The 24,993-nt window shown below is 72.7% G+C and carries 23 protein-coding genes and 1 tRNA gene; 14 read left to right on the top strand and 10 right to left on the bottom strand.

Annotated features, from left to right (window positions below; all coding sequences use genetic code 11):
* Positions 1-18: 18 nt before the first annotated feature.
* Positions 19-618 (top strand): XRE family transcriptional regulator, encoded by a 600-nt coding sequence (locus ACIPN7_RS03005; protein ID WP_285107570.1) that lies wholly within the window; start codon positions 19-21, stop codon positions 616-618.
* On the opposite strand, the gene ACIPN7_RS03000 is transcribed toward ACIPN7_RS03005, so the two are convergent.
* Genes ACIPN7_RS03000 through ACIPN7_RS02970 form a run of 7 tightly spaced genes read right to left on the bottom strand, consistent with a single transcriptional unit; the run spans position 587 to position 8,376 of the window.
* Positions 587-1,975 carry an amidohydrolase family protein gene (locus ACIPN7_RS03000; protein ID WP_400537827.1) on the bottom strand — a complete coding sequence of 463 codons (1,389 nt, stop codon included), beginning with the start codon at positions 1,973-1,975 and terminating at the stop codon, positions 587-589. The two genes, ACIPN7_RS03005 and ACIPN7_RS03000, sit on opposite strands and share 32 nt — an antisense overlap.
* Positions 1,972-2,796, bottom strand: coding sequence for a creatininase family protein (locus ACIPN7_RS02995; protein WP_400537825.1), 825 nt, complete (start codon positions 2,794-2,796; stop codon positions 1,972-1,974). Before ACIPN7_RS02995 ends, ACIPN7_RS03000 begins: the two co-directional genes overlap by 4 nt.
* Positions 2,796-4,154 (bottom strand): FAD-binding oxidoreductase, encoded by a 1,359-nt coding sequence (locus ACIPN7_RS02990; RefSeq protein ID WP_400537823.1) that lies wholly within the window; start codon positions 4,152-4,154, stop codon positions 2,796-2,798. The genes ACIPN7_RS02995 and ACIPN7_RS02990 overlap by 1 nt, the downstream gene beginning before the upstream one ends.
* Before the next feature lie 9 nt (positions 4,155-4,163).
* Positions 4,164-5,369, bottom strand: a complete 1,206-nt coding sequence (locus tag ACIPN7_RS02985) for a hypothetical protein (protein ID WP_400537821.1) — start codon at positions 5,367-5,369, stop codon at positions 4,164-4,166.
* A gap of 45 nt (positions 5,370-5,414) precedes the next feature.
* The gene (locus tag ACIPN7_RS02980; protein ID WP_400537819.1) at positions 5,415-6,251 is read right to left on the bottom strand and encodes an ABC transporter permease; all 837 of its coding nucleotides are present in this window, start codon (positions 6,249-6,251) and stop codon (positions 5,415-5,417) included.
* Positions 6,248-7,018 (bottom strand): ABC transporter ATP-binding protein, encoded by a 771-nt coding sequence (locus ACIPN7_RS02975; RefSeq protein ID WP_285107559.1) that lies wholly within the window; start codon positions 7,016-7,018, stop codon positions 6,248-6,250. The genes ACIPN7_RS02980 and ACIPN7_RS02975 overlap by 4 nt, the downstream gene beginning before the upstream one ends.
* Positions 7,019-7,023: 5 nt before the next feature.
* A complete protein-coding gene (locus ACIPN7_RS02970; RefSeq protein ID WP_400537817.1) occupies positions 7,024-8,376 on the bottom strand; it encodes an amidohydrolase family protein in 1,353 nt (450 codons plus the stop codon).
* Positions 8,377-8,521: 145 nt separating this feature from the next.
* Here ACIPN7_RS02970 and mshD point away from each other — a divergent pair, with 145 nt between their 5' ends.
* From mshD to ACIPN7_RS02920, 10 genes are all read left to right on the top strand, one after another.
* On the top strand, positions 8,522-9,532 hold the full coding sequence (mshD, locus tag ACIPN7_RS02965; RefSeq protein WP_400537815.1) for a mycothiol synthase: 1,011 nt from the start codon (positions 8,522-8,524) through the stop codon (positions 9,530-9,532).
* Positions 9,533-9,646: 114 nt separating this feature from the next.
* Complete coding sequence (locus ACIPN7_RS02960) at positions 9,647-12,127, top strand: RNA degradosome polyphosphate kinase (RefSeq protein ID WP_400537813.1); 2,481 nt, start codon at positions 9,647-9,649, stop codon at positions 12,125-12,127.
* A gap of 17 nt (positions 12,128-12,144) precedes the next feature.
* Positions 12,145-13,158, top strand: coding sequence for an NUDIX domain-containing protein (locus ACIPN7_RS02955; protein ID WP_400537811.1), 1,014 nt, complete (start codon positions 12,145-12,147; stop codon positions 13,156-13,158).
* A 94-nt stretch (positions 13,159-13,252) separates the two neighbouring features.
* Positions 13,253-13,852 (top strand): hypothetical protein, encoded by a 600-nt coding sequence (locus ACIPN7_RS02950; protein ID WP_400537809.1) that lies wholly within the window; start codon positions 13,253-13,255, stop codon positions 13,850-13,852.
* Positions 13,853-14,190: 338 nt separating this feature from the next.
* A complete protein-coding gene (locus ACIPN7_RS02945; RefSeq protein WP_400537807.1) occupies positions 14,191-14,808 on the top strand; it encodes a DUF47 domain-containing protein in 618 nt (205 codons plus the stop codon).
* A 1-nt stretch (position 14,809) separates the two neighbouring features.
* Positions 14,810-15,814, top strand: coding sequence for an anion permease (locus ACIPN7_RS02940; RefSeq protein ID WP_400537805.1), 1,005 nt, complete (start codon positions 14,810-14,812; stop codon positions 15,812-15,814).
* Between the two features lie 61 nt (positions 15,815-15,875).
* Positions 15,876-17,318, top strand: coding sequence for a sugar porter family MFS transporter (locus ACIPN7_RS02935; protein WP_400537803.1), 1,443 nt, complete (start codon positions 15,876-15,878; stop codon positions 17,316-17,318).
* A 226-nt stretch (positions 17,319-17,544) separates the two neighbouring features.
* Positions 17,545-18,048: a MarR family winged helix-turn-helix transcriptional regulator gene (locus ACIPN7_RS02930; RefSeq protein ID WP_400537801.1), complete on the top strand. Its 504-nt coding sequence runs from the start codon at positions 17,545-17,547 to the stop codon at positions 18,046-18,048.
* Entirely contained in the window at positions 18,045-19,661 is a 1,617-nt protein-coding gene (locus tag ACIPN7_RS02925; protein ID WP_400537799.1) for an MDR family MFS transporter, read from the top strand. The genes ACIPN7_RS02930 and ACIPN7_RS02925 overlap by 4 nt, the downstream gene beginning before the upstream one ends.
* Positions 19,662-19,729: 68 nt before the next feature.
* Positions 19,730-20,278: a MarR family winged helix-turn-helix transcriptional regulator gene (locus ACIPN7_RS02920; protein ID WP_400537797.1), complete on the top strand. Its 549-nt coding sequence runs from the start codon at positions 19,730-19,732 to the stop codon at positions 20,276-20,278.
* 51 nt (positions 20,279-20,329) lie between these two features.
* On the opposite strand, the gene msrB is transcribed toward ACIPN7_RS02920, so the two are convergent.
* Together msrB and ACIPN7_RS02910 are read right to left on the bottom strand one after the other, a co-directional pair.
* A complete protein-coding gene (gene msrB, locus ACIPN7_RS02915) occupies positions 20,330-20,728 on the bottom strand; it encodes a peptide-methionine (R)-S-oxide reductase MsrB (protein ID WP_108495362.1) in 399 nt (132 codons plus the stop codon).
* A gap of 123 nt (positions 20,729-20,851) precedes the next feature.
* A complete protein-coding gene (locus ACIPN7_RS02910; RefSeq protein WP_400537795.1) occupies positions 20,852-22,399 on the bottom strand; it encodes a DEAD/DEAH box helicase in 1,548 nt (515 codons plus the stop codon).
* Between the two features lie 189 nt (positions 22,400-22,588).
* On the opposite strand from ACIPN7_RS02910, the gene ACIPN7_RS02905 reads away from it, so the two are divergent.
* Positions 22,589-23,356 (top strand): M50 family metallopeptidase, encoded by a 768-nt coding sequence (locus ACIPN7_RS02905; protein ID WP_400537793.1) that lies wholly within the window; start codon positions 22,589-22,591, stop codon positions 23,354-23,356.
* Positions 23,357-23,476: 120 nt separating this feature from the next.
* On the opposite strand, the gene ACIPN7_RS02900 is transcribed toward ACIPN7_RS02905, so the two are convergent.
* On the bottom strand, positions 23,477-23,761 hold the full coding sequence (locus tag ACIPN7_RS02900; protein ID WP_285108667.1) for an iron-sulfur cluster biosynthesis family protein: 285 nt from the start codon (positions 23,759-23,761) through the stop codon (positions 23,477-23,479).
* A gap of 221 nt (positions 23,762-23,982) precedes the next feature.
* Here ACIPN7_RS02900 and ACIPN7_RS02895 point away from each other — a divergent pair.
* Both ACIPN7_RS02895 and ACIPN7_RS02890 read left to right on the top strand, forming a co-directional pair.
* A tRNA-Lys gene (locus ACIPN7_RS02895) sits at positions 23,983-24,055 on the top strand.
* 95 nt (positions 24,056-24,150) lie between these two features.
* Positions 24,151-24,933 carry a hypothetical protein gene (locus ACIPN7_RS02890; protein WP_400537790.1) on the top strand — a complete coding sequence of 261 codons (783 nt, stop codon included), beginning with the start codon at positions 24,151-24,153 and terminating at the stop codon, positions 24,931-24,933.
* Positions 24,934-24,993 lie beyond the last annotated feature (60 nt).

The raw sequence follows: 24,993 nt of genomic DNA, 5'->3' as shown, positions 1-24,993 counted from the left end.
TCCCCTAGCATTCGAGGCATGGACGTGCGTATCGACGAGGCCACCGATCCTCTCGATCGATCGGTCACCCGACTGGGTCAGAAGATCCGCGGGCTGCGCCACGCCCAGGGCCTGACCCTCGTCCAGCTCGCCGAGGCGACGGGCCTCTCGCACTCGTTCCTCAGCCAGGTCGAGCGCGGCCGGGCACGGCTGAGCATGTCGTCGCTGTTCCGCGTCGCGGACCGGCTGGGCACCACCCAGCAGCTCCTGCTCACCGAGGGCACGGCGCCCGCCGCGGGCGGCACCCCCGTGGTGCGCCGGACCGACGACGCGTCGGCCGCCTCGGCGGGCGGCGGCACCGTTCGAGCTCTCGCACCGGCCGGCGACCGCCCGTTCGACCCGATGGAGTACACCGGGACGTCCCGCGAGCCGGGTCCGTACTGGGCGCACGACGAGGACGAGTTCGCCTACGTCGTGGAGGGGCACGTGCTGCTCGACCTCGACGGGACGCTGGAGAGCGCCGGACCCGGCGACTCCGCCTTCTACCGCGGCGGCACCCGCCACCGCTGGGCCAGCGCCGACGGCGAGCCCTACCGCCTGCTGGTCGTCAAGCAGCGACTCCCGCGAGACGCCGGCTGAGCCCCCGCGCGACCTCGCGCTCGTCCGCCGTCACCAGACGCCCGTCGCGGACGACCACCCGCCCGCCGACCACGACGTGGCGTGGCCTGCGGCCCGGAGCGGCCCAGAGCAGGCCGGCGACCGGGTCGGCCACCCCGGCGTCGGCGACGCCGCTGACGTCCCAGACGCACAGGTCCCCGGCCGAACCAGGTTCCAGCCGACCGAGCTCGGGCCTGCCGAGCCCGTCCGCCGACCCCGCGCCGGCGGCGTCCAGCAGCTCGCGCGCCGTGAGCTGGCGTCCGACCAGGGCGGAGACCTGCATGGCCAGCCGCGCGTCCGCGAGCAGGTGCCCGGCGTCGTTGGACCCGCCGCCGCTGGTGCCGAGGCCCACGGTGATGCCGGCGGTGAGCAGCCGCGCCACCGGCGCGACGCCCCAGCCCATCGGCACGTCACACCCCGGCGCGTGCGTCGCGGACGCGCCCGAGGCGGCGAGGCGGGCGATCTCGCTGTCGGTGACGTCGCACAGGTGCGCGACCGTGACGTCGGGGGCCAGCCAGCCCCACTCGTCCAGCAGGTCCAGCGGGCGGCGGCCGTGGCGCTCCAGCGCCGCGACCACGTCGACCTGCTCGTTGGCCTGGGTACGACGGCGCAGCCCGCGGCGCGCCGCCACCTCGCCCAGCAGCCGGAACGTCGGCTCGCCGTCGCTGTGCACCCCGGCCGGGCCGACGGCCACCTGCACGCGGCCGTCGGCGCGCACCCCGCCGGGCGCGTCGCCCACCAGCGCCGCGGCGATCGCGTCGGCGCTCGACGCCGCCGCCTCGGCGTCGTCGCCCGCGGAGCCGCGGACCAGCACGAGGCGCGCCCCGAGCTCGTCGGCCGCCCCGGCGGCGGCCCGGGCGAGGTCCACCGTCTCGGCGGTGGAGAGCGCCGCGGGCCAGGTCAGATGATGGTCGGCGACGGTCGTGACGCCGCTGAGCAGCGCCTCGGCGAGCCCCGCACGTGCGGCGAGACCCACCAGCTCCGCGTCCACCCGGGCGCGCGCGTAGGCGGCGGCCATCAGGCCGAGCCACTCGCGCATCGGGACGCCGCGGGTGCCGGGCAGCGTCCGGAAGGCCGTCTGGAGCAGGTGGTGGTGCGCGTTCACCAGCCCCGGCGTGACGACGCACCCGGTGGCGTCGAGCTCCTCGACGCCGCCCGCGCGTCCGCCGTCCACCGGCCCGACGGCCGCGGACGAGGCCGCCGGCCCGACGCTCACCACCCGCCCGTCGGCGCCCACCACGACGTCACCGCCCGGCTCGCCCCCGGCCGCGCCCGGCCCGGTACGCACCGCGAGCGCACCCCGCACGACCAGCCCCGTGGCCGGCCCCGCAGCGCTCACCCGCGGTCCCGCGGTATCAGCCCCGCGGCCCCGTCGGCCGGCGTGGTGAACCGGGACGCCTCGACGAAGGTGCGCACGAGGTGCTCGACCGCGTGCTCGAACAGCTCCTTGCCCGCCTCGGCGGTGGCCGTGGTCGGGTCGCCGATGTGTCCGTCGGGGCCGAAGTCGCTGGAGAGCCAGCCGAACGACGTCGGCCGGCCGAACCCGATCTGCTCGTACGCGAGCAGGTCCTCCGGCACGCGCCGCTCGGCGCGCTCCATCCGGACCAGCTCCGGGCGCAGGTGCAGCATGAGCGAGGTCTCGCCGTGGCCGCCGTGCACGCCGAGCCCGTGCTCCGCGCCGGACGCCGGGGTTCCGCCCTGGTCGCGCGGCGTCGCGACGTGCGCGAAGAAGGTGCGCAGCCCGAACCGGCGGCGCAGCTCACGGTTGGCGACCTGGCCGAGCGCGGAGTTGCCGCCGTGCCCGTTGACGAACAGCAGCCGGGTGATGCCCGAGGCCGCCACGGACCGCCCGACGTCGACCAGCACCCGCATGAGCGTGTCCCAGGACAGCCAGATCGTGCCGGGGAACCCCGCGTGCTCGTCCGACTTGGTGTAGGCGAGCGGTTCGAGCAGCACGACGGACGCCGCGCCGGACGCCGTCACCGCGCCAGCGGCCGCCGCCGCGGCCTCCGTCGCCGTGACCAGGTCCGTGGACACCGGGAGGTGCGGGCCGTGCTGCTCGATCGCGCCGAGGGGCAGAACCGCCACCGTGTCGTCGGGCAGCGCCTCGATCTCCGGCCACGTCAGGTCGGCGAACCGCGGGGCCCGGGCCGCGCCCATCAGCGCACCCCGATGTTGACTCGGGTGTCGACCGGCGGCGCGTCCACGAGCTTGCCCGGGTTGAGCAGGCCCTTCGGGTCGGTGGTGCGAGCGACCTCGCGGGCGAGGTCGACGTGCCGGTCCACGTACCACTGGTGCGGCGAGTGCACGCCGAGGCCGAGCGCCTCCAGGCGCCCGATCCCGGCGAGCGCCTCGGCCTCGGAGACGTAGTCGGCGACCACCATGGCGAGCGGGGCGGTGCCCATGAGCTCCAGGTGCAGGTGGACGTCGCCGTCGTAGACCGCCCGGACCTCGTCCTCGCGGTCCCAGTGCGCCCGCCCGCCGGTCTCCATGTGGAACCACGTGCGCTCGGGGTGCGCCTGCTGCAGGTGGTAGACCGGGTGGTTGTACGACATCGAGGACAGCTTGTCGGTCTCCGCGTAGTCCGCGAGGCTCGCGACCACCTCGCCGCCCGCCGCCACGATCCGTGCCTCGACCTCGGCCGCGGTCGAGGCCTCGGCGATGACGCGCAGGCTGTACCGCTCGGGGTCGAGCGGCACGGTGGCGGGCAGGCTCGGCACCAGCGCGGGCGGGTCCGCGGACGCGAGCCGCGGCAGCACCGGCAGGTCGAGCAGCGAGCGGTGCACGCCCGTGAGCGACACCCAGTCGGCGAAGGCCGCGTAGACGGCCACCCAGTCACGGGCGGGGTCGGTGGCGATCTCCAGCTCCACGATGACCCCGGTGACGCCGTAGACGTGCACGTACGGCATGACGTCGGGGCCGGTCACGGTGAAGGTGGTGCCGCTGCCGTCCATCGGGGCGACGGTGAGCGAGAGCACGAACCCGTCGGAGGTGGACCCGTGCTCGATCGTGCCCGTGCCGGCCGACCCGCCGCCCACGAACCCGCCGATGGTCGTCCCCTTGGTGGACGGGTAGATCCAGATGTCCCGTCCGGCGGCCCGGGCCGCCACGTCGATCGCGCTGATCTTCGCGCCCGCGCCCGCCGTCACCGTGCCCGAGTCGTTGACCCGGATCGTGTCGAGGCCGCGCAGGTCGAGCACGAGCCCGCCGTCGAACGGCGTGGCCTGCCCGTAGTTGCCCGTCCCCGACCCGCGCGGGGTCACCGGGACGTCGTGCTCGAAGGCGATGCGCAGCACCTGCGCCACCTCGTCCGCGGTGGTCGGGCGCACCACGGCGTCCGGCAGGTACCGGCCCGCGGGGACCTTCTCCCGCAGGATCGGCGACATGCGCGACCAGTCGGACGACGCCTTGAGCAGCAGCTCGGCCTCGACGGAGACCAGCTCGGGCCCGAGGGTGCGGGCGATCTCGGCCGCGGCCAGCGCGGACCGCTCTGCGGTGTTCGGAGTCTCGTCGGTCATCGGTGCTCGTCAGCTCCCCATCGAGATGGTGTCGTCGGTGAACTCGTTGGTGTACAGCGACTCGGGCTCGATGTCCGGGGACTCGATCTGGCCGGCGTCCACGAGGATCGGCGCGAAGGTGTCGACGATCTCGGTCATGCGGTCGGGGTCGATCCTGCCGAACACCCCGGACGCCGGGTCGTCCACCACGAGGTCGAGGTCCTTCTGGGCCTTCACGGAGAAGTCGGCCACGCCGAGCGAGTAGGTCCACCCGGTCTGGTACTGGTCGACGAGGTCGACGATCAGCTCGTTGGTGGCCTGCGGGTCGTCGAGGTAGTCGATCTGGGCCTGCTGCATGATCGGCACGAGCTTGGCCAGGCAGTCGGCGTTCTCCTCGACCTTGTCGGCCCGCACGGCGAGCGCCTCCGGGTAGACCGAGTAGCCCACGTCGGCGAGCAGCTGGTACCCGACCGGCTTGCCCCACTGCGGGATCTCGTTCTCGTAGATGTACGGCTCGGCCGTGGCGAACCCCTGCTGCAACACAGCCGGGTCGGAGACGAAGCGCTGCGGCGTGCCCTCGTAGCTGAGGTCGATCTGCGCGTCGTCGATGATGCCCTGGGCGGCGAGCAGGCGGGGGAAGACGTCGCCGGAGGACACCAGGGGGTCGCCGTCCGCGGCGGCCTCCTCGATCGTCTCGGCGCCGTCGTGGCTCTCCGGGTCCCACATCACGATCTGCGGGCTGGTGGTGAGCATGGAGGCGACGGTGACCACCGGGTTGTCGGCGAGCGCGGTGATCTGGGCGTCGGTGGTCACCGCGCCGAGCAGGATCGAGTCGTCGAGGTACATGAGCGACGGGACGGGCTGGAAGTTCACGTTCGGCCCGCCGGGGCGCACCTCGATGTCCACCCCCGTGTCGACGCCCTGGGCCACCAGGGAGCCCGTGACCGACTTGGCGTCGGTGTCCACCGTGAGGTCCGAGCCGACGAGCGAGTACATCGCCCCGTGCTCCGCCTCGGGCTGCCAGTCCTGCTGCATGACGACGGTCGCGGGGCACACGTCGGCGAGGTCGAGGGGCCCGCCCGCCTCCGCCGCCGGCGCGTCGACCTGGCCGGTGCCGCCCGCCTGCGCGTCGGCGGTGCCGGTGCCGCAGGCGGTCAGGGCGAGGAGCGGGAGGACGGACAGGGCGGCGACGGCGAGACGTCGCGGTCGGGACAAGGGCATTCGGGACAGGGGCATGCGGACTCCTGAGGGGTGGAGGGTGGGAGCGAGGGGGCGCGGCGCTCAGGCGGCGCCGCGGCCGTACCAGCGGCCGATGACGGCCCGGTCCAGGGCTGCGAAGACGGAGAACATCGCGACCCCGAACAGCGCGGTGAGGATGATGGCCAGGAACAGGGCGTCCATGTTCAGGCGCAGCGTGTAGGTGCGCAGCAGGCCGCCGATCCCCGGCGAGCCCTGCTGGAAGAAGAAGTCGCCGACGATGGCGCCGATGACGCTCAGGCCCGCCGCGTTGCGCAGGCCGGTGAAGATCGACGGGAGCGCCGCGGGGAACTGGAGCTTGAGGAGCCGCTGCACCCGGGTGACGCGGTTCAGCGTGAACAGGTCGTGCGCGGCGGGACCGGCGGACTGGAGCCCGAACAGCGTGTTCGCGATCATCGGGAACAGGGCGATGATCACGCACACGACGATGCGGGCGCTGAAGCCGTAGCCCATCCAGATCCCGATGAGCGGCGTGAGGGCCAGGATCGGGATGGTCTGCAGGATCACGGCGTACGGGTAGAGGATCTTCTCCGCCCAGCCGGCCTGCGCCATGACCACGGCGTACCCGATGCCGAGCACCACGGCGATCGCCAGCCCGCACAGCGCCACCCCGACGGTCTGCCAGAGCGCGTCGAACATGGGGTTCATGACGTTCGGGTTGCCGAGCGTGGTGCCGAGCACCTCGTGCAGCGGGGGCAGCAGGAAGCGCCGCTCGGGTGTGAGCACGAGGTAGGTGACCCCGTACCAGACGGCGACGATGCCGAGCACGGCCGCGAGCAGCGGCCCGGCGGCGGCGCCGGCGGACAGCAGCCTGCGGCGGGCGGTGGTCGGCCGGGTGGCGATCGGTCGGGCGGTGCTCATGAGTGCTCCTCGAGGGCCGCCGAGACCTCGCCGGTGAGCGCCGCGAACTCGGGCTCGTACCGGAGCCGGGGCGGGCGCGGGTAGGACCAGGGGACGGGGATGTCGGCTACCACCCGGCCGGGGCGGCCGCTCATCACGACCACCCGGGTGGAGAGGTAGACCGCCTCCGAGACGGAGTGCGTGATGAACAGCCCGGCGAAGCCCTTGAGCGCGAACAGGCTCTGCAGCTCGGTCTGCATCCGCAGCCGGGTGATCTCGTCGAGGGCCCCGAACGGCTCGTCGAACAGCGCGAGGTCGGGTTCGGCGACGAGCGCCCGGGCGATCGACACGCGCATCCGCATGCCGCCGGACAGCTGCCGGGGGTGCTGCTTCTCGAAGCCGGTCAGGCCGACGAGGTCGAGCGCCTCCTGTGCCCGCTTGCGGCGGTCCGCCTTCGCGGCGCCCCGCAGCTCCCCCGCGAGCTCGACGTTGCGCAGCGCGCTGCGCCACTCCAGGAGCGTGGGCTCCTGGAACACGTACGACGTCGAGGTCGCGTTCACCTCGATGTCGCCGCCGGTCACCTCGTCGAGCCCCGAGGCGAGGCGCAGCAGGGTGGACTTTCCGCAGCCGGAGGGCCCGACGACGGAGACGAACTCGCCGGCGGCGACCGTCAGGCTCACCCCCTCGAGCGCCACGGTGCCGGTCGGGAACGCCTTGGCCACGTCGTCGAGCACGAGGGTGCGCGTCATGGACCGGGGTCGCGGGGTCGTCGTGCTCACTGTGCTCACTGGGGTCACCTCACGAGCTGGTCGGGTTGCGGGGCCCCGGCGGCGGCCGGGACGGCGGCCGGTCCGAGGGCGAGGGCGGTCTGCACGCGGGTGTCGGCCACGACGCGGCCGCCGGCGACGACCACGCGCGCGAGGCTCGCGCCGGCCAGCACGTCGCCGAGCGGCACGTCGGGCACCAGCACGAGGTCGGCGCGGTCGCCGACCGACAGACCCGCGGCGGGGAGGCCGAGCACGGTACGGGCGCCCGAGGTCACGGCGTCGAGCGCCTCCCGCGCGGACAGGTGCGCCGCGGTCATGAGCAGCGACGTCGTCTCGAAGGGATCGGCACTGCCCGCGGGATTGAAGGGGTCGCGCAGGTTGTCCGCGCCCGCGGCGAGGGGGACCCCCGCGTCCAGGAGGGCGCGCACGGCGGTCAGCCCCCGGGGCGCGAGGTGCGTGCTGTCGCGGCCCTGGAGGTAGAGGTTGGTGATCGGGAGCGTCACCACGCCCAGGCCGGCCCGGGCGACGAGGTCGACGACGGGGCCGAGGCGGTCCGGGGGCAGCGACCCGAGCCGCACGGCGTGGCTCGCGGTCACGCGCTGGGTCAGGCCGCGCGCGACCACCTCGCGGGCGAGCGACTCGACGTCGAGCACACCGTCGGCCGGCAGCGCCGTCTGCTCGTCGGCGTGCAGGTCCACGGGCAGGCCCGTGCGCTCGGCCAGGTCGAGCACCCGGGTGATCTCGGCGCGCGGGTCGGGGGCCAGGTGCGGGCACCCGCCGAGCACGTCCACGCCGCGGGCGGCGGCCTCCGCGAAGACCTCGGTGGGGGTGTGCCACCCGCCGAGGAGGCAGACCTGGAGCGTCACGGACCCCGCGAGCTCCTCGCGGAGGGCGAGCAGCGCGTCCAGCATGCGCAGCGGGTCGCCCTCCGCGGGGGCGTCCACATGGGTCCGGACCGTCGTGATGCCGCGGCTGACGTAGCGCCCCACGGCGGTCCGGGCCCGGTCGAGCACGTCGGCACCGTCGATGTGCGGGGCGATCTCCCGCCAGCGCTCGATCGCGCCCACCAGGTCCTCCCCCGTCCCGGCGGGGATGCGCGCGGCGGTCAGCGCCTTGTCGAGGTGCGCGTGCGGCTCGCACGCCGCGGGCAGCGCGAGCCAGCCGGTCGCGTCCAGCCGCCCCGGGTCGTCGCCGAGGAACGGCTGCCGTCCGGCGGGCGCCACGGAGGTGACCCGGCCGGCGTCGATCTCGACGTCGACGATCTCGCCGTCGACGGTGCGCACGCCCCGCAGGGCGGTGACGTGGACGCCGGCGAGCAGCGCGGCACCGTCGGGACCGCCGACGGGGAGAGGCGCCGACCTCGTGGTGCCGTCGTGCACGGCATCTCCTCTCCGCCGGCCCGGCCGGGCGAGAATGTTGATCAGAGGAACATTCGGAACGCTAGAGGCGGCCTGTTTCCGCCGCGTGTCCGGTGCGGCGCGGCCGTGTGAAACGTCGCCCCGCCCCGTGGAGCAAGATGGGTCCATGCGAATCGCCGCCCCCATCGAGATCGGCCCGCTCGACACCGACGCCCAGCAGGCCGTCCGAGACCTGGCCGCGGCCGCGGAGGCGCACGACGGCGTCGCGCCGCTGTCCGAACAACCCCTGCTCAACCTCGGCACGGACGCCGAGTGGATCACGCACGTCGTGGCGCACACCACGTCGGGCAGCACCGTCGGCTACGTGCAGATCGACCGCTCGGGCGAGACCGCGAGCGCCGAGCTGGTGATCCATCCGGAGCACCGGAGGAACGGTCACGGCCGGGTGCTGCTGCGCACCGCGGAGCGCGACGCCACGCTGCCGTCGCGCTCGGGCGAGCCCGGCCAGCACGGCAAGCAGCTGCGGGTGTGGGCCCACGGCGACCTGGAGCCTGCCCGTGAGTTCGCGCGGGCGGCGGGGCTGCGGCCGGTGCGCGAGCTGCTCTTCCTGGCCCGCCCGCTCGCCGGGGCGGACGGCGTCCCGGAGGCGCCCGCCGCCCCCGCGGGCTACCGCCTGCGCACCTTCCGACCCGGGGCCGACGACACCGCCTGGCTCCGCGTCAACGCACGCGCCTTCGCCACCCACCCGGAGCAGGGCCGGATGTCTCTCGACGACCTGCGCGCCCGGCAGGCCGAGCCGTGGTTCGACCCGGAGGGCTTCTTCCTCCTGGTCCCCGACGAGCCGGTCGCCGACGAGCCAGTCGCCGACGAGCCAGCCTTCGACGAGGCGCCCGGGACGGACGGCGCCGACCCGGTCGCATTCCAGTGGACCAAGACGGAGCCGGGCCAGCCGGACGAGGCGCGCGACGGCGAGATCTACGCGCTGGGTGTCGACCCGGACCACCAGGGCAAGGGGTTCGGCCGGCTGATGACCGAGGTGGGTCTGGTGCACCTCGCGCGATCCGGGGCCACGCGCGCCGTGCTGTACGTGGAGGGCGACAACACGCCTGCCCTGGCCACGTACGAGCGCGCGGGCTTCGCACGGGCCGCTGTACACGTGCAGTATGCCCGCCCGTGACGGACGCTCTCCGGGAGCGTCACCCACTGTGTACCGAACGGTGACACCATGAACGACATGAAGGACAGCGTCGCGAGCAGCTCCGCCAGGACCCGGGACAAGAATGGCCGATTCATGAAGCAGAGCCCCCGTACGGCAAGCGCGGAGCCGACCGACGGCGAGGCCGCTCAGGTGCCGGCTGCCAAGGCGACCGACGGCGTGCACGCCGGCGGCGACGGGTCCGCGCGGCCGGCCGCGCACAAGACCGTGGCCGCCGAGAAGCCCACGCAGAAGCCCACGCCGCAGAAGCCGTCCGCGCCGAGGCCGACCCCGCCGAAGCCGGGCGAGCCGGAGGACATCCTGGCGCCGCACTCCCTCGACCCGAGCCTCGCCGCGCACATCGCGGAGCACATCGCGGAGAACCCCGGCGGGACGAGCCTGCTCGACCCGCTGCTGGGCGAGCCCCTGCCGGTCGACCGGTTCGCCGACCGGGAGCTGAGCTGGCTCGCGTTCAACCAGCGGGTGCTGGAGCTCGCGGAGGACCCGCGCATCCCGCTGCTGGAGCGCGTGCGGTTCCTGGCGATCTTCGCGTCCAACCTGGACGAGTTCTTCATGGTGCGCGTGGCGGGCCTGCAACGCCGCATCGCCACGGGCATCGCGGTCACGAGCGCCTCGGGGCTCAGCCCCCGCCAGGCGCTGTCGGCGATCTCCGAGGGTGCGCACACCCTGATGGCCCGGCACGCGCAGGTGTTCGAGGACGAGGTGCAGCCGGCGCTGGCCGCCGAGGGCATCACGCTCGTGCACTGGGAGGAGCTGGACACCAAGGAGCAGGAGCGGCTGCACAAGTTCTTCCGCAAGCAGATCTTCCCGGTGCTCACCCCGCTGGCGGTGGACCCGGCGCACCCGTTCCCCTACATCTCGGGGCTCTCGCTCAACCTGGCCGTCGTGGTAGCCAACCCGGCCACCGGCAAGGAGCACTTCGCCCGCGTCAAGGTGCCACCGCTGCTGCCGCGCTTCATCGCGGTCGACGCGTCGGGCAAGCCGCGCCGCCCCGGCACCAAGAAGGCCGACCCGCAGCGCGGCCCGCTCTCGTTCGTGCCGCTGGAGGAGGTCATCGCCCAGCACCTCGACTACCTGTTCCCCGGGATGGAGGTGCGGGACAGCCACACGTTCCGCGTCACCCGCAACGAGGACGTGGACGTCGAGGAGGACGACGCCGAGAACCTGCTCCAGGCGATGGAGAAGGAGCTCCTGCGGCGCCGGTTCGGCCCGCCGGTCCGGCTGGAGATCGCGAAGGACATCAGCCCGCGCATCCGCGACCTGATCGTCCGCGAGCTGGGCGTGAAGGACGAGGAGGTCTACGAGCTGCCCGCGCTCCTGGACCTCACGGGCCTCAACCTCATCGCGGACCTCGACCTGACCTCCCTGCACTACCCGCCCTTCGTGCCGTCCACGCACCGGCACCTCGCGGAGGTGGAGAGCTCCAAGCCGACCGACGTCTTCGCCGCGATCCGGCGCCGGGACATCCTGCTGCACCACCCGTACGACAGCTTCTCCACGAGCGTGCAGACGTTCCTGGAGCAGGCCGCGGCCGACCCGAACGTGCTGGCGATCAAGCAGACCCTGTACCGCACGTCGGGCGACTCGCCCATCGTGGACGCGCTGATCGACGCCGCCGAGGCCGGCAAGCAGGTGCTCGCGCTGGTCGAGATCAAGGCCCGGTTCGACGAGGAGGCCAACATCTCCTGGGCGCGCAAGCTCGAGGAGGCGGGCGTGCACGTGGTCTACGGGATCGTGGGCCTCAAGACGCACTGCAAGCTGTCGCTCGTGGTGCGTCAGGAGCCCGACGGTTCCCTCCTGCGCTACTGCCACGTCGGCACGGGCAACTACCACCCCAAGACGGCACGCCTGTACACGGACCACGGGCTGCTGACCTGCGACCCCGACGTCGGCCAGGACCTGACGCGCCTGTTCAACCAGCTCTCCGGGTACGCGCCGAAGTCGACGTTCCACCGGCTCCTCGTGGCGCCCCGCGCCGTCCGCTCCGGCCTGGTCGAGCGCATCGAGCGCGAGGCGGCCGCCGCCCGGGCGGGCCACGAGGCGTGGGTCAAGATGAAGATCAACTCGGTGGTCGACGAGACCGTGATCGACGCCCTGTACCGCGCCTCCCAGGCCGGCGTGAAGGTCGATCTGGTGGTGCGCGGCATCTGCGCCGTCCGTGTGGGCGTGCCGGGGCTGAGCGAGAACATCCGGGTGCGGTCCATCCTGGGCCGGTTCCTGGAGCACTCGCGCCTCTTCGCGTTCGCCAACTCGGTGGGCCCGGCCATCGCCGAGGGGCCCCAGGCCGGTCCCGAGGTGTTCATCGGGTCGGCCGACCTGATGCACCGCAACCTCGACCGCCGGGTCGAGACCCTGATCCGGATCTCCGACCCGACCCACATCGGTGAGCTCCTGGGGCTGCTGGACGAGTCCATGGCGGACACGACGGCGTCCTGGCACCTGCTGCCGGACGGCACCTGGGAGCGCCCGTCCTCGGGTTCGGAGGGGAACGGCCTCCGCGACCTGCAGGCGGTCCTGATCCAGCGGCAGCGGCGTCGGCTCGAGCCCGTCCGGTGACGGGCCGGAGGTCGGTGGTGGGTACCGAGCCGGCGACGGCGACCTCGCCGCCGGCGGGGATGCACACCCCCGTGGTGATGACCGCGGGCGGGATCGTCTGGCGCCGTCGGGCAGGCAACGTGCAGGTGCAGCTGGTGCACCGCCCCCGCTACGACGACTGGTCGTGGCCCAAGGGCAAGCTGGAGACCGGCGAGACCTTCCAGGGCGCGGCGATCCGCGAGGTCGCCGAGGAGACGGGCAAGGAGATCGTGCTCGGCCGCCCCCTGCCCGGCCTGCAGTACCTGACGCCGGAGGGTCGCGTGAAGCGGGTGCACTACTGGGCGTCCCGCCGGGCCCGCCGGGGCCGGGACACCGCGGGACTCGCGGCCCGTGTGCCGGTGGCCCCGATCGACCGCGAGGAGGTCGACACGGTGGAGTGGCTGGACGTCGCCGACGCGGTGGGCCGCCTCACCCGCGCCTCCGACCGCGGACCGCTGAACGCCCTGCTGGCCGCCGAGGCCGAGGGCGTGCTGGACACCCGCGCGCTCGTCATCGCGCGGCACGGCCGGGCGGTGTCGCGCACCTCCTGGCACGGCGCGGAGCGCGACCGCCCGCTCACCCCGCTCGGGCACGGGCAGGCCGTCGCGCTGGTCCCGGTGCTGGCCGCCTACGGCGTCGAGCATGTCATCAGCTCCCGCTGGGAGCGCTGCGCCACGACCATCGACCCGTACGTGCGGGCCGCGGCGCTGCGCCCGAGCTACAGCGAATACCTCACGGAGGCGCAGCACGAGCGGTCGCCGTCCCGCGTCGCGGCCACCGTCGGCGAGCTGCTCGAGGAGACCGCCGAGTCGTCCGTGATCTGCACCCACCGGCCGGTGCTGCCCACCGTGCTGGACGTGCTCGCCCAGCACGCGGAGGGCGCCGTGGCGGACGGCCTGCCCCGTCAGGACCCGTTCCTCGAACCCGGCGAGGTGCTCGTCGCACACGTCGCCGACACGCCCTCGGGACCGCGCGTCGTGGCCACCGAGAAGGTTGGTCCCCAGGTCTGGTGACCAGATCGACCAGGATCGTGGTGGACACACGTTTCATTTCGGCGCACTATCGGTCACCATGAGCAGCGACCAACGACCGCCGAGACGGCCGGCCATGCTGGACCCCAAGGACGCCGACGCGCTCCCCGGCGAGGTGGACCCTGCCCTGCGCGACGAGATCGCCCACGCGACGGCCAGAGCCCTCGTGGACCGCGCCCGCACCACCGAGGACCCTGCCGTGGTGGAGCGGCTCATCCACCTCGTCGAGAACGAGGGCCTGGACACCGTTGCGGGCCTGTGGGCCGACGCCGCACCCGTCTCCCTGCCCGGCGCCCTCTGGCGCCTCTACGTGCTGCGGGAGTGGGTGCGGCGGGACATGCCTACCGTCATGCTCAGGTATCGACTCGGTGTGGACGCCGCCCCGGTCCAGGAGGCCGTCGCGGGCGTGCCGAGCCCGCCGGAACCCGGTGACCTGCAGATACTCGCCGACGCCGTGCTGTCCGGCGTGTTCACCGGAGACCTCGCCGTCGCGCTCGAACGGGCGGGCGCGTTCTGCCGGATCCTCTCGACCGGCGCGGCCTTCGACGCGGACTCCCGCGAGGTCGCCGACCCCACCGGCGCCACCCGGATGACCCGGGGCGCCAGCTCGCTGCTGCGCACCGCGGAAGAGCTGGAACGGGCCGGTGACCTGTGGAGAGCCGGCTCCCTGGAGTAGGCCAGCACGCTGTCAAGCCCTCCACGCGGGCGCGCCCTGTGACGTCCGACCCCCTTGGCAGATCCGCATACGGGACTACGATGGTCCATGCGACGCCGGGCTGCGGTAGCCCCGGGCTCCACCTCAAGCCGCTACGAGCGGCCCCGCGCCGAGAGGCGCTCCCGGTTCGGCGTCGCCCAACTCTCCCCGCCTCCCGGCTCACGGCACCCGCCGTGGCGCCTGGGTACCGACGCTGTGCCGTGTGTCACGAGTCGCCAAAGCATGACCTTGCAAATTGGCGATAGTCGGCAACGGCCCTACGCTGAGCAGGTTCCAGAGCCCTCAGAACGGGAGCCCTCGTGCGCCTTACTCCGCGCGACACCACGTACTTCGACCTACTCGCCGCCCTGGCCCAGCACCTCGTCCGGGGCTCGTCCCTGCTGGCGGAGCTGCTCGGTGCGGACAAGGCGGGCCGCGAAAAGCTGGCCGACGAGATGCACGACGTCGAGCACCTCGCCGACGATGCCACGCACTCGATCATGCGGCGGCTCAACCAGACCTTCGTGACGCCGTTCGACCGCGAGGACATCTCCAGTCTTGCCTCGGCCCTGGACGACTGCATGGACGAGATGGACGAGGCCGCCGACCTCATCGTCCTGTACAAGGTCGAGGGCCTGCCGGACCGCGTGTCCGACCAGGTCCAGGTGCTGCAGCGGTGCGCGGAGCTCACGGCCGACGCCATGCCCCGCCTGCGCTCGATGGACAAGCTCGCCGACTACTGGGTCGAGGTGAACCGCCTGGAGAACCAGGCGGACAAGCTGCACCGCAAGCTCATCGCCCAGCTCTTCGACGACCTCGCCGGCGACCCGGTCCAGCTCATGAAGCTGAAGGAGATCGTGGAGGTCCTGGAGAACGCCGCGGACAGCTTCGAGAAGGTGGCGAACATGGTCGAGACCATCGCCCTCAAGGAGTCCTGAGTTGGAGGTCGCCCTCGTCGTCCTCGTGGTCGCGCTCGCGCTGAGCTTCGACTACACGAACGGCTTCCACGACGCCGCGAACGCGATCGCCACGTCGGTCTCGACCCGGGCGCTGACGCCGCGCGTCGCGCTCCTCATGGCGGCGACCATGAACTTCGCGGGCGCACTGCTGGGCACGGAGGTCGCGGAGACCATCGCCACCTCGATCGTCGACCTCACGGGCGCGAGCACGCACGCGGAGCTCGCCGTGGTGCTGTGCGCGCTGCTCGGCGCGATCACCTGGAACCTCATCACCTGGTGGTTCGGGCTGCCGTCGTCGTCCACCCACGCCCTCATCGGCGGGCTGGTCGGGGCCGGGCTCGCGGGCGGCATGAGCGTCTACTGGTCCGCGATCGTGGACAAGGTCGTGCTGCCCATGGTCATCTCGCCGCTGGTGGGCTTCGGCCTGGCCTTCGCCGTGATGATCGCGGTGCTGTGGATCTTCCGCAGCGCGGCGCCGGCCAAGACGTACCGTCGCTTCCGGATCGCGCAGACCGCCTCGGCCGCCGCGATGGCGCTGGGCCACGGCCTGCAGGACGCGCAGAAGACCATGGGCGTCATCTACCTGGCGCTGCTGACCGTGGGCTGGGCCAACCCGGACACCGGTATCCCGCTGTGGGTCAAGCTGTGCGCGGCGGCGGCCATCTCGGCGGGCACGTACTCCGGCGGCTGGCGCATCATGCGTACGCTCGGCCGCAAGATCATCGAGCTCGACCCGGCGCGCGGCTTCGTGGCCGAGTCGGTCTCGGCGCTCGTGCTGTACGTCAACGCGTTCGTGCTGCACGCCCCGGTCTCCACCACGCACACGATCACCTCGGCGATCATGGGCGTGGGCGCCACCCGCAGGCTCTCCGCCGTGCGCTGGGGCGTGGCCAAGAACATCGCCATCGCCTGGGTCCTCACCATCCCCGCCGCCGCTCTCGTGGCCGCGCTGGCGACGTGGGCGCTCTGGCCGTTCCTCACCTGACCTGACCCCCGGAGGAGCTCTCCGCGCGCGACTGCCCCGGGGGGCGACTTAGCATCGCAGCATGAGCACTGGTCACACGGTCCCGAGCGCTTCCGCACGATCGGCCCACCGCAAAGCGACGGCTCTCGCCTTCGCCGCAGCGGTGGGTGGCTTCTTGTTCGGCTTCGACAGCTCCGTGATCAACGGTGCCGTGAACGCGATCGAGGGTCAGTTCTCCCTCGACCCGTCCGTCACCGGGCTCGTGGTGGCCATCGCGCTGCTCGGCTGCGCGCTCGGCGCCTGGGCCGGCGGCCGCCTGGCCGACCGCTGGGGCCGCACCCACGTCATGGTGCTCGGCGCCGTGCTGTTCTTCGTGTCGTCGATCCTCTCCGCCATCGCGTTCTCCGCCTGGGACCTCGCCGTCTGGCGGTTCATGGCCGGCGTCGGCATCGGCATCGCGTCGGTGATCGCGCCCGCGTACATCGCGGAGATCGCACCCGCCGCGATGCGGGGCCGCCTCGGCTCGCTGCAGCAGCTCGCGATCACCGTCGGTATCTTCGCGGCCCTGCTCTCCGACCAGATCCTCGCGGAGTCCGCCGGCGGCGCCGCCAACGTCCTGTGGCTCGGCTGGGAGGCCTGGCGCTGGATGTTCCTCGTCGCCGTGATCCCGGCCGCCGTCTACGGCATCCTCGCCCTGCGCATCCCCGAGTCGCCACGCTACCTCGCCGCGAAGGGGCGCGACGGCGAGGCGCGGGCCGTCCTGGCCAGCGTCCTCGGGCCCGACGAGGACGTCGACGACCGCCTCGCCCAGATCCACCGGAGCATCGTGATCGACGAGGCCAACGCCTCCGAGGGCTCGCTCCGGGGCAGCTCGCTGGGCCTCAAGCCGATCGTCTGGGTGGGCATCCTGCTGTCGGTGTTCCAGCAGTTCGTCGGCATCAACGTGATCTTCTACTACTCGAGCACGCTGTGGCAGGCCGTCGGCTTCGACGAGAGCCAGGCGTTCCTGGTCTCCACGATCACCTCGATCACGAACGTCGCCGTCACGTTCATCGCCATCGCGCTCATCGACAAGGTGGGCCGCCGTCCGCTGCTGCTCATCGGCTCGGCCGGCATGACCGTGTCGCTCGGCCTGATGGCCCTCGCGTTCACGCAGGCGACCGGCTCGGGCGAGGACATCTCGCTGAGCGGCTCGTGGGGCGTCATAGCGTTGATCTGCGCCAACGCGTTCGTCGTCTTCTTCGGGGCCTCGTGGGGCCCGCTCGTGTGGGTGCTGCTCGGCGAGATGTTCCCGAACCGCATCCGCGCCGCCGCCCTCGGCGTCGCCGCGGCCATGCAGTGGATCGCCAACTTCGCCATCACCCTGACGTTCCCGCCGCTGCTGTCCGCGTTCGGCGCCAGCGTGCCGTACCTGATGTACGCGACCTTCGCCGCGCTGAGCTTCTTCTTCGTGTTCAGCAAGGTGCCCGAGACCAAGGGCATGGAGCTCGAGGACATGGGCGACGCGTCCCGCGCCGGGGCCTGACCCCGGCACACGCACCGGCAGCGCCCACGGCGCCGCTCCCCACCCGGGGAGCGGCGCCGTCTCCGTGCGCGCCTCCGGTGGACGAGGCGTGTCGCGCAGGTCACACCGCCGCCGTCGACCCTGCGACCGGAAAACCCTTGCATCCGGCAACCATCCGGATATAGTTGCTCTAAGCAATCAACCGTGCGGGGCAATCAACCGTGCGGGACTCCACCGCGAGGCACCCATGACTTCCCACAGCAGCCGGACGTCGTCCGGCACCGAAGCACCCGCCGTCGCCCTGATCACCGCGCTCCAGAGTCTGTCCCGCGCCCAGCGGGAGGCGGCGGCACGTATCGCCCACGAGCTCGACTGGCCCAGGGCCGGCGTCGCCGTGCTGCACCTGCTCGCCAAGTGCGGCCCGGTCTCCCTGTCCGACATCGCCGCGCGCCAGCGCGTCGACCTGTCGGTCGCGAGCCGCCAGGTCAGCACGCTGGCCGACGCCGGGTACGTCGTCCGGACCGTCGACGACGAGGACCGCCGGGTCCGCACCGTCGAGCTGACCGACGCCGGCCGGGCCCTCGCTGCCGAGGCCACCGAGCAGTACAAGAAGCTGATCGACCAGGCGTTCGCCGCCTGGTCGCCCGAAGACCTCGACCAGGCGACCCGCACGCTGGACCGCCTCGTCGACACCATCAGTGCGAACACCACGCACCGGAGAACGCCCCAGAACCAGCAGGAGTGTGCATGACCAGCCCCAACACCACGACCACGGTGGCCGAGCCCGACCACCTCCAGGGCGAACCGCCCGCCATGACGCACACCGAGGTTCTCCGGGCACTGTCCGGGATTCTCCTCGGCATGTTCGTGTCGGTCCTCGCGATGTCCGTCGTCTCGTCGTCCCTGCCGAAGATCATCACCGACCTCGAGGGCGGTCAGTCGGCCTTCACCTGGGTTGTGACGGCGACCCTGCTGACCTCGACGATCTCGACCCCGATCTGGGGCAAGCTCGCCGACCTCACCAACCGCAAGACCCTGATCCAGATCGCACTGGTCATCTCGGTGCTGTCCGCGGCCGCCGCGGGCTTCTCGCAGGACGTCGGCCAGCTCATCACGTTCCGCGCCTTCCAGGGCATTGGTGCGGGCGGCCTGCAGTCCCTGGCCGCCGTGCTCATCGCGGACATCATCAGCCCGCGCCAGCGCGGCCGGTACATGGGCCTCATGGGCTCGATCATGGGTATCGGCATGGTCGGCGGCCCGATCCTCGGTGGCTTCCTCACCGACGCCATCAGCTGGCGCTGGAACTTCTTCGTGGGCCTGCCGTTCGCGATCGCCTCGATCATCGTGCTGCAGATGACGCTCAAGCTCCCCAAGCGCCCCCGCGGCTCGGCCCGGATCGACGTCATCGGCGCCACGCTGATCTCGGTCGGCATCGCCACCCTGCTGCTGTGGATCACCTTCGCGGGCAGCAAGTTCGACTGGATCTCCTGGCAGACGGCCGCGATGGTCGGCGGCTCCCTGGCGATCCTGGCCATCGCGGTACTCGTGGAGCTGCGGGTCAAGAACCCGCTCATCCCCATGTACCTGTTCAAGAACCGCACGCTCGTGCTCGCCGTGATCGGCTCGGTCGCCGTGGGCGTCGCGATGTTCGGCTCCTCGGTGTTCCTGAGCCAGTACATGCAGCTCTCGCGCGGCAAGACGCCCACCGAGTCCGGCCTGTACACCATCCCGATGGTGGTCGGCCTGTTCCTGTCGTCCACGATCAGCGGGCAGCTCATCTCCAAGACCGGCCGGTACAAGCCGTTCATGGTCGTCGGTGGCGTGCTGCTGACGGGCGGCCTGCTGCTCCTGTCGACGCTCGACTACCACACCTCGTTCGTGCTGGTGTCGATCTACCTGTTCGTGCTCGGCGCGGGCGTCGGCATGCTCATGCAGAACATGGTGCTCGCCACGCAGAACACGCTGCACATCAAGGACTCGGGCTCGGGCACGTCCACCGTGACGTTCTTCCGCTCGCTCGGCGGCGCGATCGGCGTCTCCGCCCTCGGCGCGATCCTGGGGCACAGCGTGAAGGAGAACCTGAAGGAGGGTGTCACCGCGATCGCACCGGAGCTCGTCAAGCAGGGGATCGACCCTGCGGCGCTGTCCTCCGGCGGCGGCACGCTACCCGATCTCTCGACGCTCCCTGCCCTGCTGGTCGAGGTCGTCGAGAAGTCCTACGCGAACGGCATCGCGGACATCTTCCTCGCCGCCGTCCCGCTCGCCCTGATCGCGCTGCTCTGCGTCTCCCTCATCAAGGAGGTGCCGCTGGGTCACCGGTCGGGTATCGACCAGCTCCAGGACCTCGACCCCGTCGAGGTATAGGGCGATCAAGCGGGGGAATTCGTGCCCCCGGGCTGTGATCCGGGCGCTTGACCCGTCATCATGGGCGCATGCTCTCGAGTAACGGCAGGTCCAGCACGGACACGTCCGACGACGGTGCCGCCACCGGCAAGGGGGCCGGCGGCGACACCGTCGACGAGACGGGGAACGGCCCGGGGCCGTACGAGAGCCTGGAACGCGAGATCCGGCTGCTGATCCGCCGGGCGCAGTCCAACGGGGCGTCCATCGCCCAGCGGGTGCACCCCGAGCTCGACGCCAGCGCGTACCCGCTCCTGGCGCACATCGCCGAGCGGCCCGGCACCCGGGGCTCGGACCTGGCCGCCTACTTCGGCGTCGGGCGGGCCACCGTCTCGCGGCAGCTCAGCCGCCTGGTCGAGCTCGGCCTCGTGGAACGCACCGTCGACCCCGACGACAGCCGCGGGCAGCGCATCACCCTGACCCCGGACGGCAGCACCCGCTTCGAGCAGGCGCGTACCAGCCGGGTCGCCATGCTGGAGGGTGCGCTCACGACCTGGGAGACCGACGACGTGGCCCAGCTCGCCCGGCTCCTCAACCGTTACTCGGCGGACATCGTGGCGTGGAAGCAGAACCTGCGCTGAACCGGTGCGCCCGCCGTCAGCGGGGCGCCCGGCAGCACGACGCGCTCGGCGTCAGCTCTCCTCGAACGTGAGGCTCACCGAGTTCATGCAGAACCGGTCGCCCGTCGGGGTCTGCGGCGCGTCGTCGAACACGTGCCCCAGGTGGGAGCCGCAGGTGGCGCAGCGCACCTCGGTGCGCACCATGCCCAGCGAGCGGTCCTCGATCAGCTCGACGGAGTCGCCGGCGAGCGGGCTGTAGAACGACGGCCAGCCGCAGTGCGAGTCGAACTTGGTGTCCGAGCGGAACAGCTCGGCGTCGCACGCCCGACACCGGTAGACGCCGGTGCGCTTCTCGTCGAGGAGCTCGCCCGTCCAGGCCCGCTCCGTGCCCGCCTGGCGCAGCACCGCGTACTCCTGGGACGAGAGCTGCTCGCGCCACTCCTGGTCGGACTTCGAAATCTTGTAGGTCATCTCGACACCTCCGCGCAGTGCAACTCCGGGCCGGGACACGCTGTTCCCACCTTACGAACGCGTAAGGCCTGCAGACCATCGGAGTGATCTGCAGGCCTCACACGTTCGTACCAGGGCCGGACGTCAGCTCGCGGCGGACGCGTTCGCGTTGCCCGCGCCGCGACCCCGGCCACCGCGCCGACGTCGCCGCGGGGCGGCGCCGTCCGGCCGCGGGAAGTGGTCGGCGGCAGTACGCCCGCCGCCCGACGCCGGACGCGCGGCCCCGCGCTGTCCCGCCGCCTGGCCGGAACCGCCGGTGCCCTGACCGCGCGCCTGGCCCTGGCGGCCGCCGCCCTGCGCGCCCTGGCCGGAGCCCTGGCGCCCGCCCTGGGCGCCGCCCTGGCCGGAACCGCCCTGACCGGACCGCGAACGCCCGCCCTGCCGCCGGGGCTGGCCCTGACGGGCCGGCTGCTGCTGCGGGGCCGGCGGCACGTACTCGACGTACGGCGCGACCTCGCCGACCAGGCGGGTCACGGTGGCGTCGCCGGGGGCGACGTCCTGCGGGCGTGCGGTGATCTTCGCCTTGCGGGTCAGGTCACGCACGTCGCCGCGCTCCTCGGGGAGCATCAGGGTCACGACGTCGCCGCCGGACCCGGCGCGCGCCGTACGGCCGGAGCGGTGCAGGTACGCCTTGTGCTCGGCGGGCGGGTCCACGTGCACCACGAGCTCGACGTCGTCGACGTGGATGCCGCGGGCGGCGATGTCGGTCGCGACCAGCACCCTGACCTCGCCGGACGAGAACGCGGCGAGGTTGCGCTCGCGTGCGCCCTGGCCGAGGTTGCCGTGCAGGTCGACGGCGGGCACGCCGGCGGCCGTGAGCTGCTTGGCGAGCTTCTTGGCCTGGTGCTTGGTGCGCGTGAACAGGACCCGGCGGCCGGTGCCCTGCGCGAGCTGCTGCACCACGTTCTTCTTCGCGTCCTTGTCGGCCACGGCGAGGATGTGGTGCGTCATCTGGGGCGGCGGCGCCGCGGCGTCGTCCACGGAGTGCGTGACCGGCTGGTGCAGGTAGCGCTTGACCAGCACGTCCACGCCGTTGTCGAGCGTGGCCGAGAACAGCAGGCGCTGCGTGCGCGCGGCCGTCTTGTCGAGGATCCGCTTCACGCCGGGCAGGAAGCCGAGGTCGGCCATGTGGTCGGCCTCGTCGAGCACGGTGATCTCGACGTCGTCGAGCGTGAGGTGGCGCTGGCCGAGGAGGTCCTCGAGGCGGCCGGGGCAGGCGATGACGATGTCGACGCCTGCGTTCAGCGCGGTGACCTGGCGCGACTGCGCCACGCCGCCGAAGATCGTGGTGGTCTTCAGACCGAGGGCCTGCGCCAGCGGCGCGACCGACTCGTCGATCTGGTTGGCGAGCTCACGCGTCGGGGCCAGGATCAGCGCACGCGGGCGGCCGGCCACACGGCGCGGCTGGCCCGACGCGGCGGAGCGGGCACCGGACGTCGCCAGGCGCGTCACGACCGGCAGCGCGAACGCGAGGGTCTTGCCGGAACCGGTGCGGCCGCGGCCGAGCACGTCGCGACCGGCGAGGGAGTCCGGCAGGGACGCCGTCTGGATGGGGAACGGCGAGGTGATGCCGCGGTCCGTCAGAACCTGCACCACGGGTGCGGGCAGACCGAGGTCGGCAAAGGTAGTCAAAGGAGTTGGGCCTCTCGGGCTCGGTGGCGGCGCGTACCGCGCCGGTGGTCCGCCGTGCTCACACCGGCGGGCGGGTTGCTCACCCGGGCCGGGGCCACGACGTCGGGCGGCCGATGCCGCCCACGACCGAACATTCTCGCACGTTCGCCGGCCCCTGACTGCGGCGCACGTCACGTTCGGTGTGGTTCTATGTGGCGCATGTATTCCGCAACGACCAGCTCCGCCGGACCGTTCGCCACCATCGGCGACGTGCTCGGCACCATCTGGACGAACGCGGTCACCCCGGTCGACCCGCCGGCCGACCTGATGGTCCTGGCCATGGCGGCGATCGCGCTGGTCGTCGTCTTCCTCCGGCCCCTGTGGCACCTCGCGCGGCACGTGATCACCATCGCGCACGAGGCGTCGCACGGCCTGGGCGCCCTGCTGACGGGCCGCAAGCTCGAGGGCATCCGGCTGCACTCCGACACGTCTGGCCTCACCGTGTCCCGCGGCAAGCCCCGCGGACCGGGCATGGTCATCACGGCGTTCGCCGGCTACGTGGGCCCGGGCCTCATCGGCCTCGGAGCGGCCTGGCTGCTGAAACTCGGCTACGCCGTGGGCCTGCTGTGGCTGCTCGTGGCGCTGCTCGCGCTGCTGCTCCTGCAGATCCGCAACTGGTTCGGCCTGTGGTCCATCCTCGTGAGCGGTACCGCCCTCGTGTTCGTCACGTGGTTCCTCGCACCCGAGGTGCAGAGCGCCGTGGCCTACGCCGTGACGTGGTTCCTGCTGCTCGGCGCGGTGCGTCCGGTGTTCGAGCTCCAGGTGCAGCGCTCCCGCGGGCAGGCCCGGACGTCCGACGCCGACATGCTCGCCCGCCTGACCGGCGTCGGCGGCCTCTTCTGGGTGGCGCTGTTCCTGCTCGTCACCCTGGGCGCGCTGGTGCTCGGCGGTTCGTGGATCCTCGGCGTGGCGCTCTGACCCGTCCCCGCGCCGGCGCCAGGGCGCCGTCCGCCGCACGACGAGGGCCCCCGGCAACCACCTGGCAGGTGGTCGTCCCGGGGGCCTTGGCCGTTCGACGCCCCGGGGGGCGTCGGAAGGTCACGCCGTGGGCGTGAGCACGAATCCCGGACCCTCGGCGCGCGGGTCCGCGTCCAGGGTCAGCGTGTCCAGGGCAGGTGCGGCCTGCGCCTCGACGAACACGTTGGTGGAACCCGAGGCGTCGACGACCTGGTCGTCGGGCTGCGGGGCCGGAACCAGCGCGAGCTCGAAGTTCCCCGGCTGGTCGGAGGCCTGCGCGATGCGCAGACCGCCCTCGACCGGCACTCCGGCCTGCTGAGCAAGGTCCTGGACGGCGGTACGAGCGTTGTCAGTCACGGTGAGCACGATGAGCTCCTCACATTGGTTCTCGTGGTCCCGACCACCGAACCAAGCCCTCCCCCTCTCCGCAAGCGTGAGACGCATTTAACCCGATATCTCCCACTGGGTGGGACAGCGCGTGACAGCCGCCGACGGAAGACGTATGGTGCCCCGCTCGGAGGGCCGCACCACCATCCTCAAGCTGACCGGTAGGCTTTCTACTCGCGCCGCCCGGTCGCCGGGCACGCGGGCCTCTAGCTCAACTGGCAGAGCAGCGGACTTTTAATCCGCGGGTTCCGGGTTCGATCCCCGGGGGGCCCACTCCTCTCACCTGCGCACTCGCCTTCCTCAGGACTCCCGCCCTGCGGTCCGCCCAGCGGATACGTAGCATCGAGGCGGACGGCATCATGCGCAACGTGGCCCGCATTCTCACCGCGCTGGCCCTCCTGCTGGTGGGCGTCGCACCGACGCCGGCAGCAGCGGCCGCAGGGTGCCCGCTGCCCGACGGCGGCCGTGGCGTCCACGTCTGGATCAAGTCCCCGACCACGCGCGCACCCGACGGCTCAGCCGCCGGCCGGACCAGACCCGCGGGAACCCGGCTGTGCCGGAGCGTCACCTCCGACGCGCAGGTCGTCTACGTCGAGGGCGCCACGGGACTGATCCTGGCCACCCGGCGCGCACCCGTGGCCGGCGGTCCCGCCGGCTCCGCCGGGCGCGCGCACGCGGACGCCGCCCGGCAGCTCGCCACCAGGTACGGGGTCACCCTCCAGCTCGCGGCCGCGGACGAGGGCGGCAGGCGCGGCTACGTCACCGCGTCCAGGGCGCTGCTCACCGGGAGCTACACCCCGGGCGGTGTGCTGGCGCCCGGCAAAGGGTTGATCCGGCTGGGCAACGGCGCCGACGACATGTCCGTGGCCGGCAGCGGGAACAACTGGTTTCGCAGGTACCTGCTGAACCAGGCCCGCCACGAGATCGCGCACGCGGAGATCGAGCAGCGCTGCGGCACCACCAGGCCACCGGTCGCCGGAGCTCCGGGCGCCGTCCGCGACTCCACCGGAAAGCCCGTGCACGAGCACGTCACCGAGGCGTACGCCCACCTGTACCTGGGGGCGACCACGCGCAGCCCCGGCGGCTACGGCTACTCGACCACCTGGGACGTCCCGCGGGCGAGGGCGATCCACGCCGGCCGCTGCTCCTGAGGCCACCGCGCCCGGCAGCCCACGACAGCACCGGACGCCGTCGCGCGCAAGGTGTTTCCG

The organism is Promicromonospora sp. NPDC090134, from assembly GCF_044746965.1.
GTDB lineage: Bacteria > Actinomycetota > Actinomycetes > Actinomycetales > Cellulomonadaceae > Promicromonospora.
This window is presented reverse-complemented; position numbering and strand designations above follow the sequence as displayed.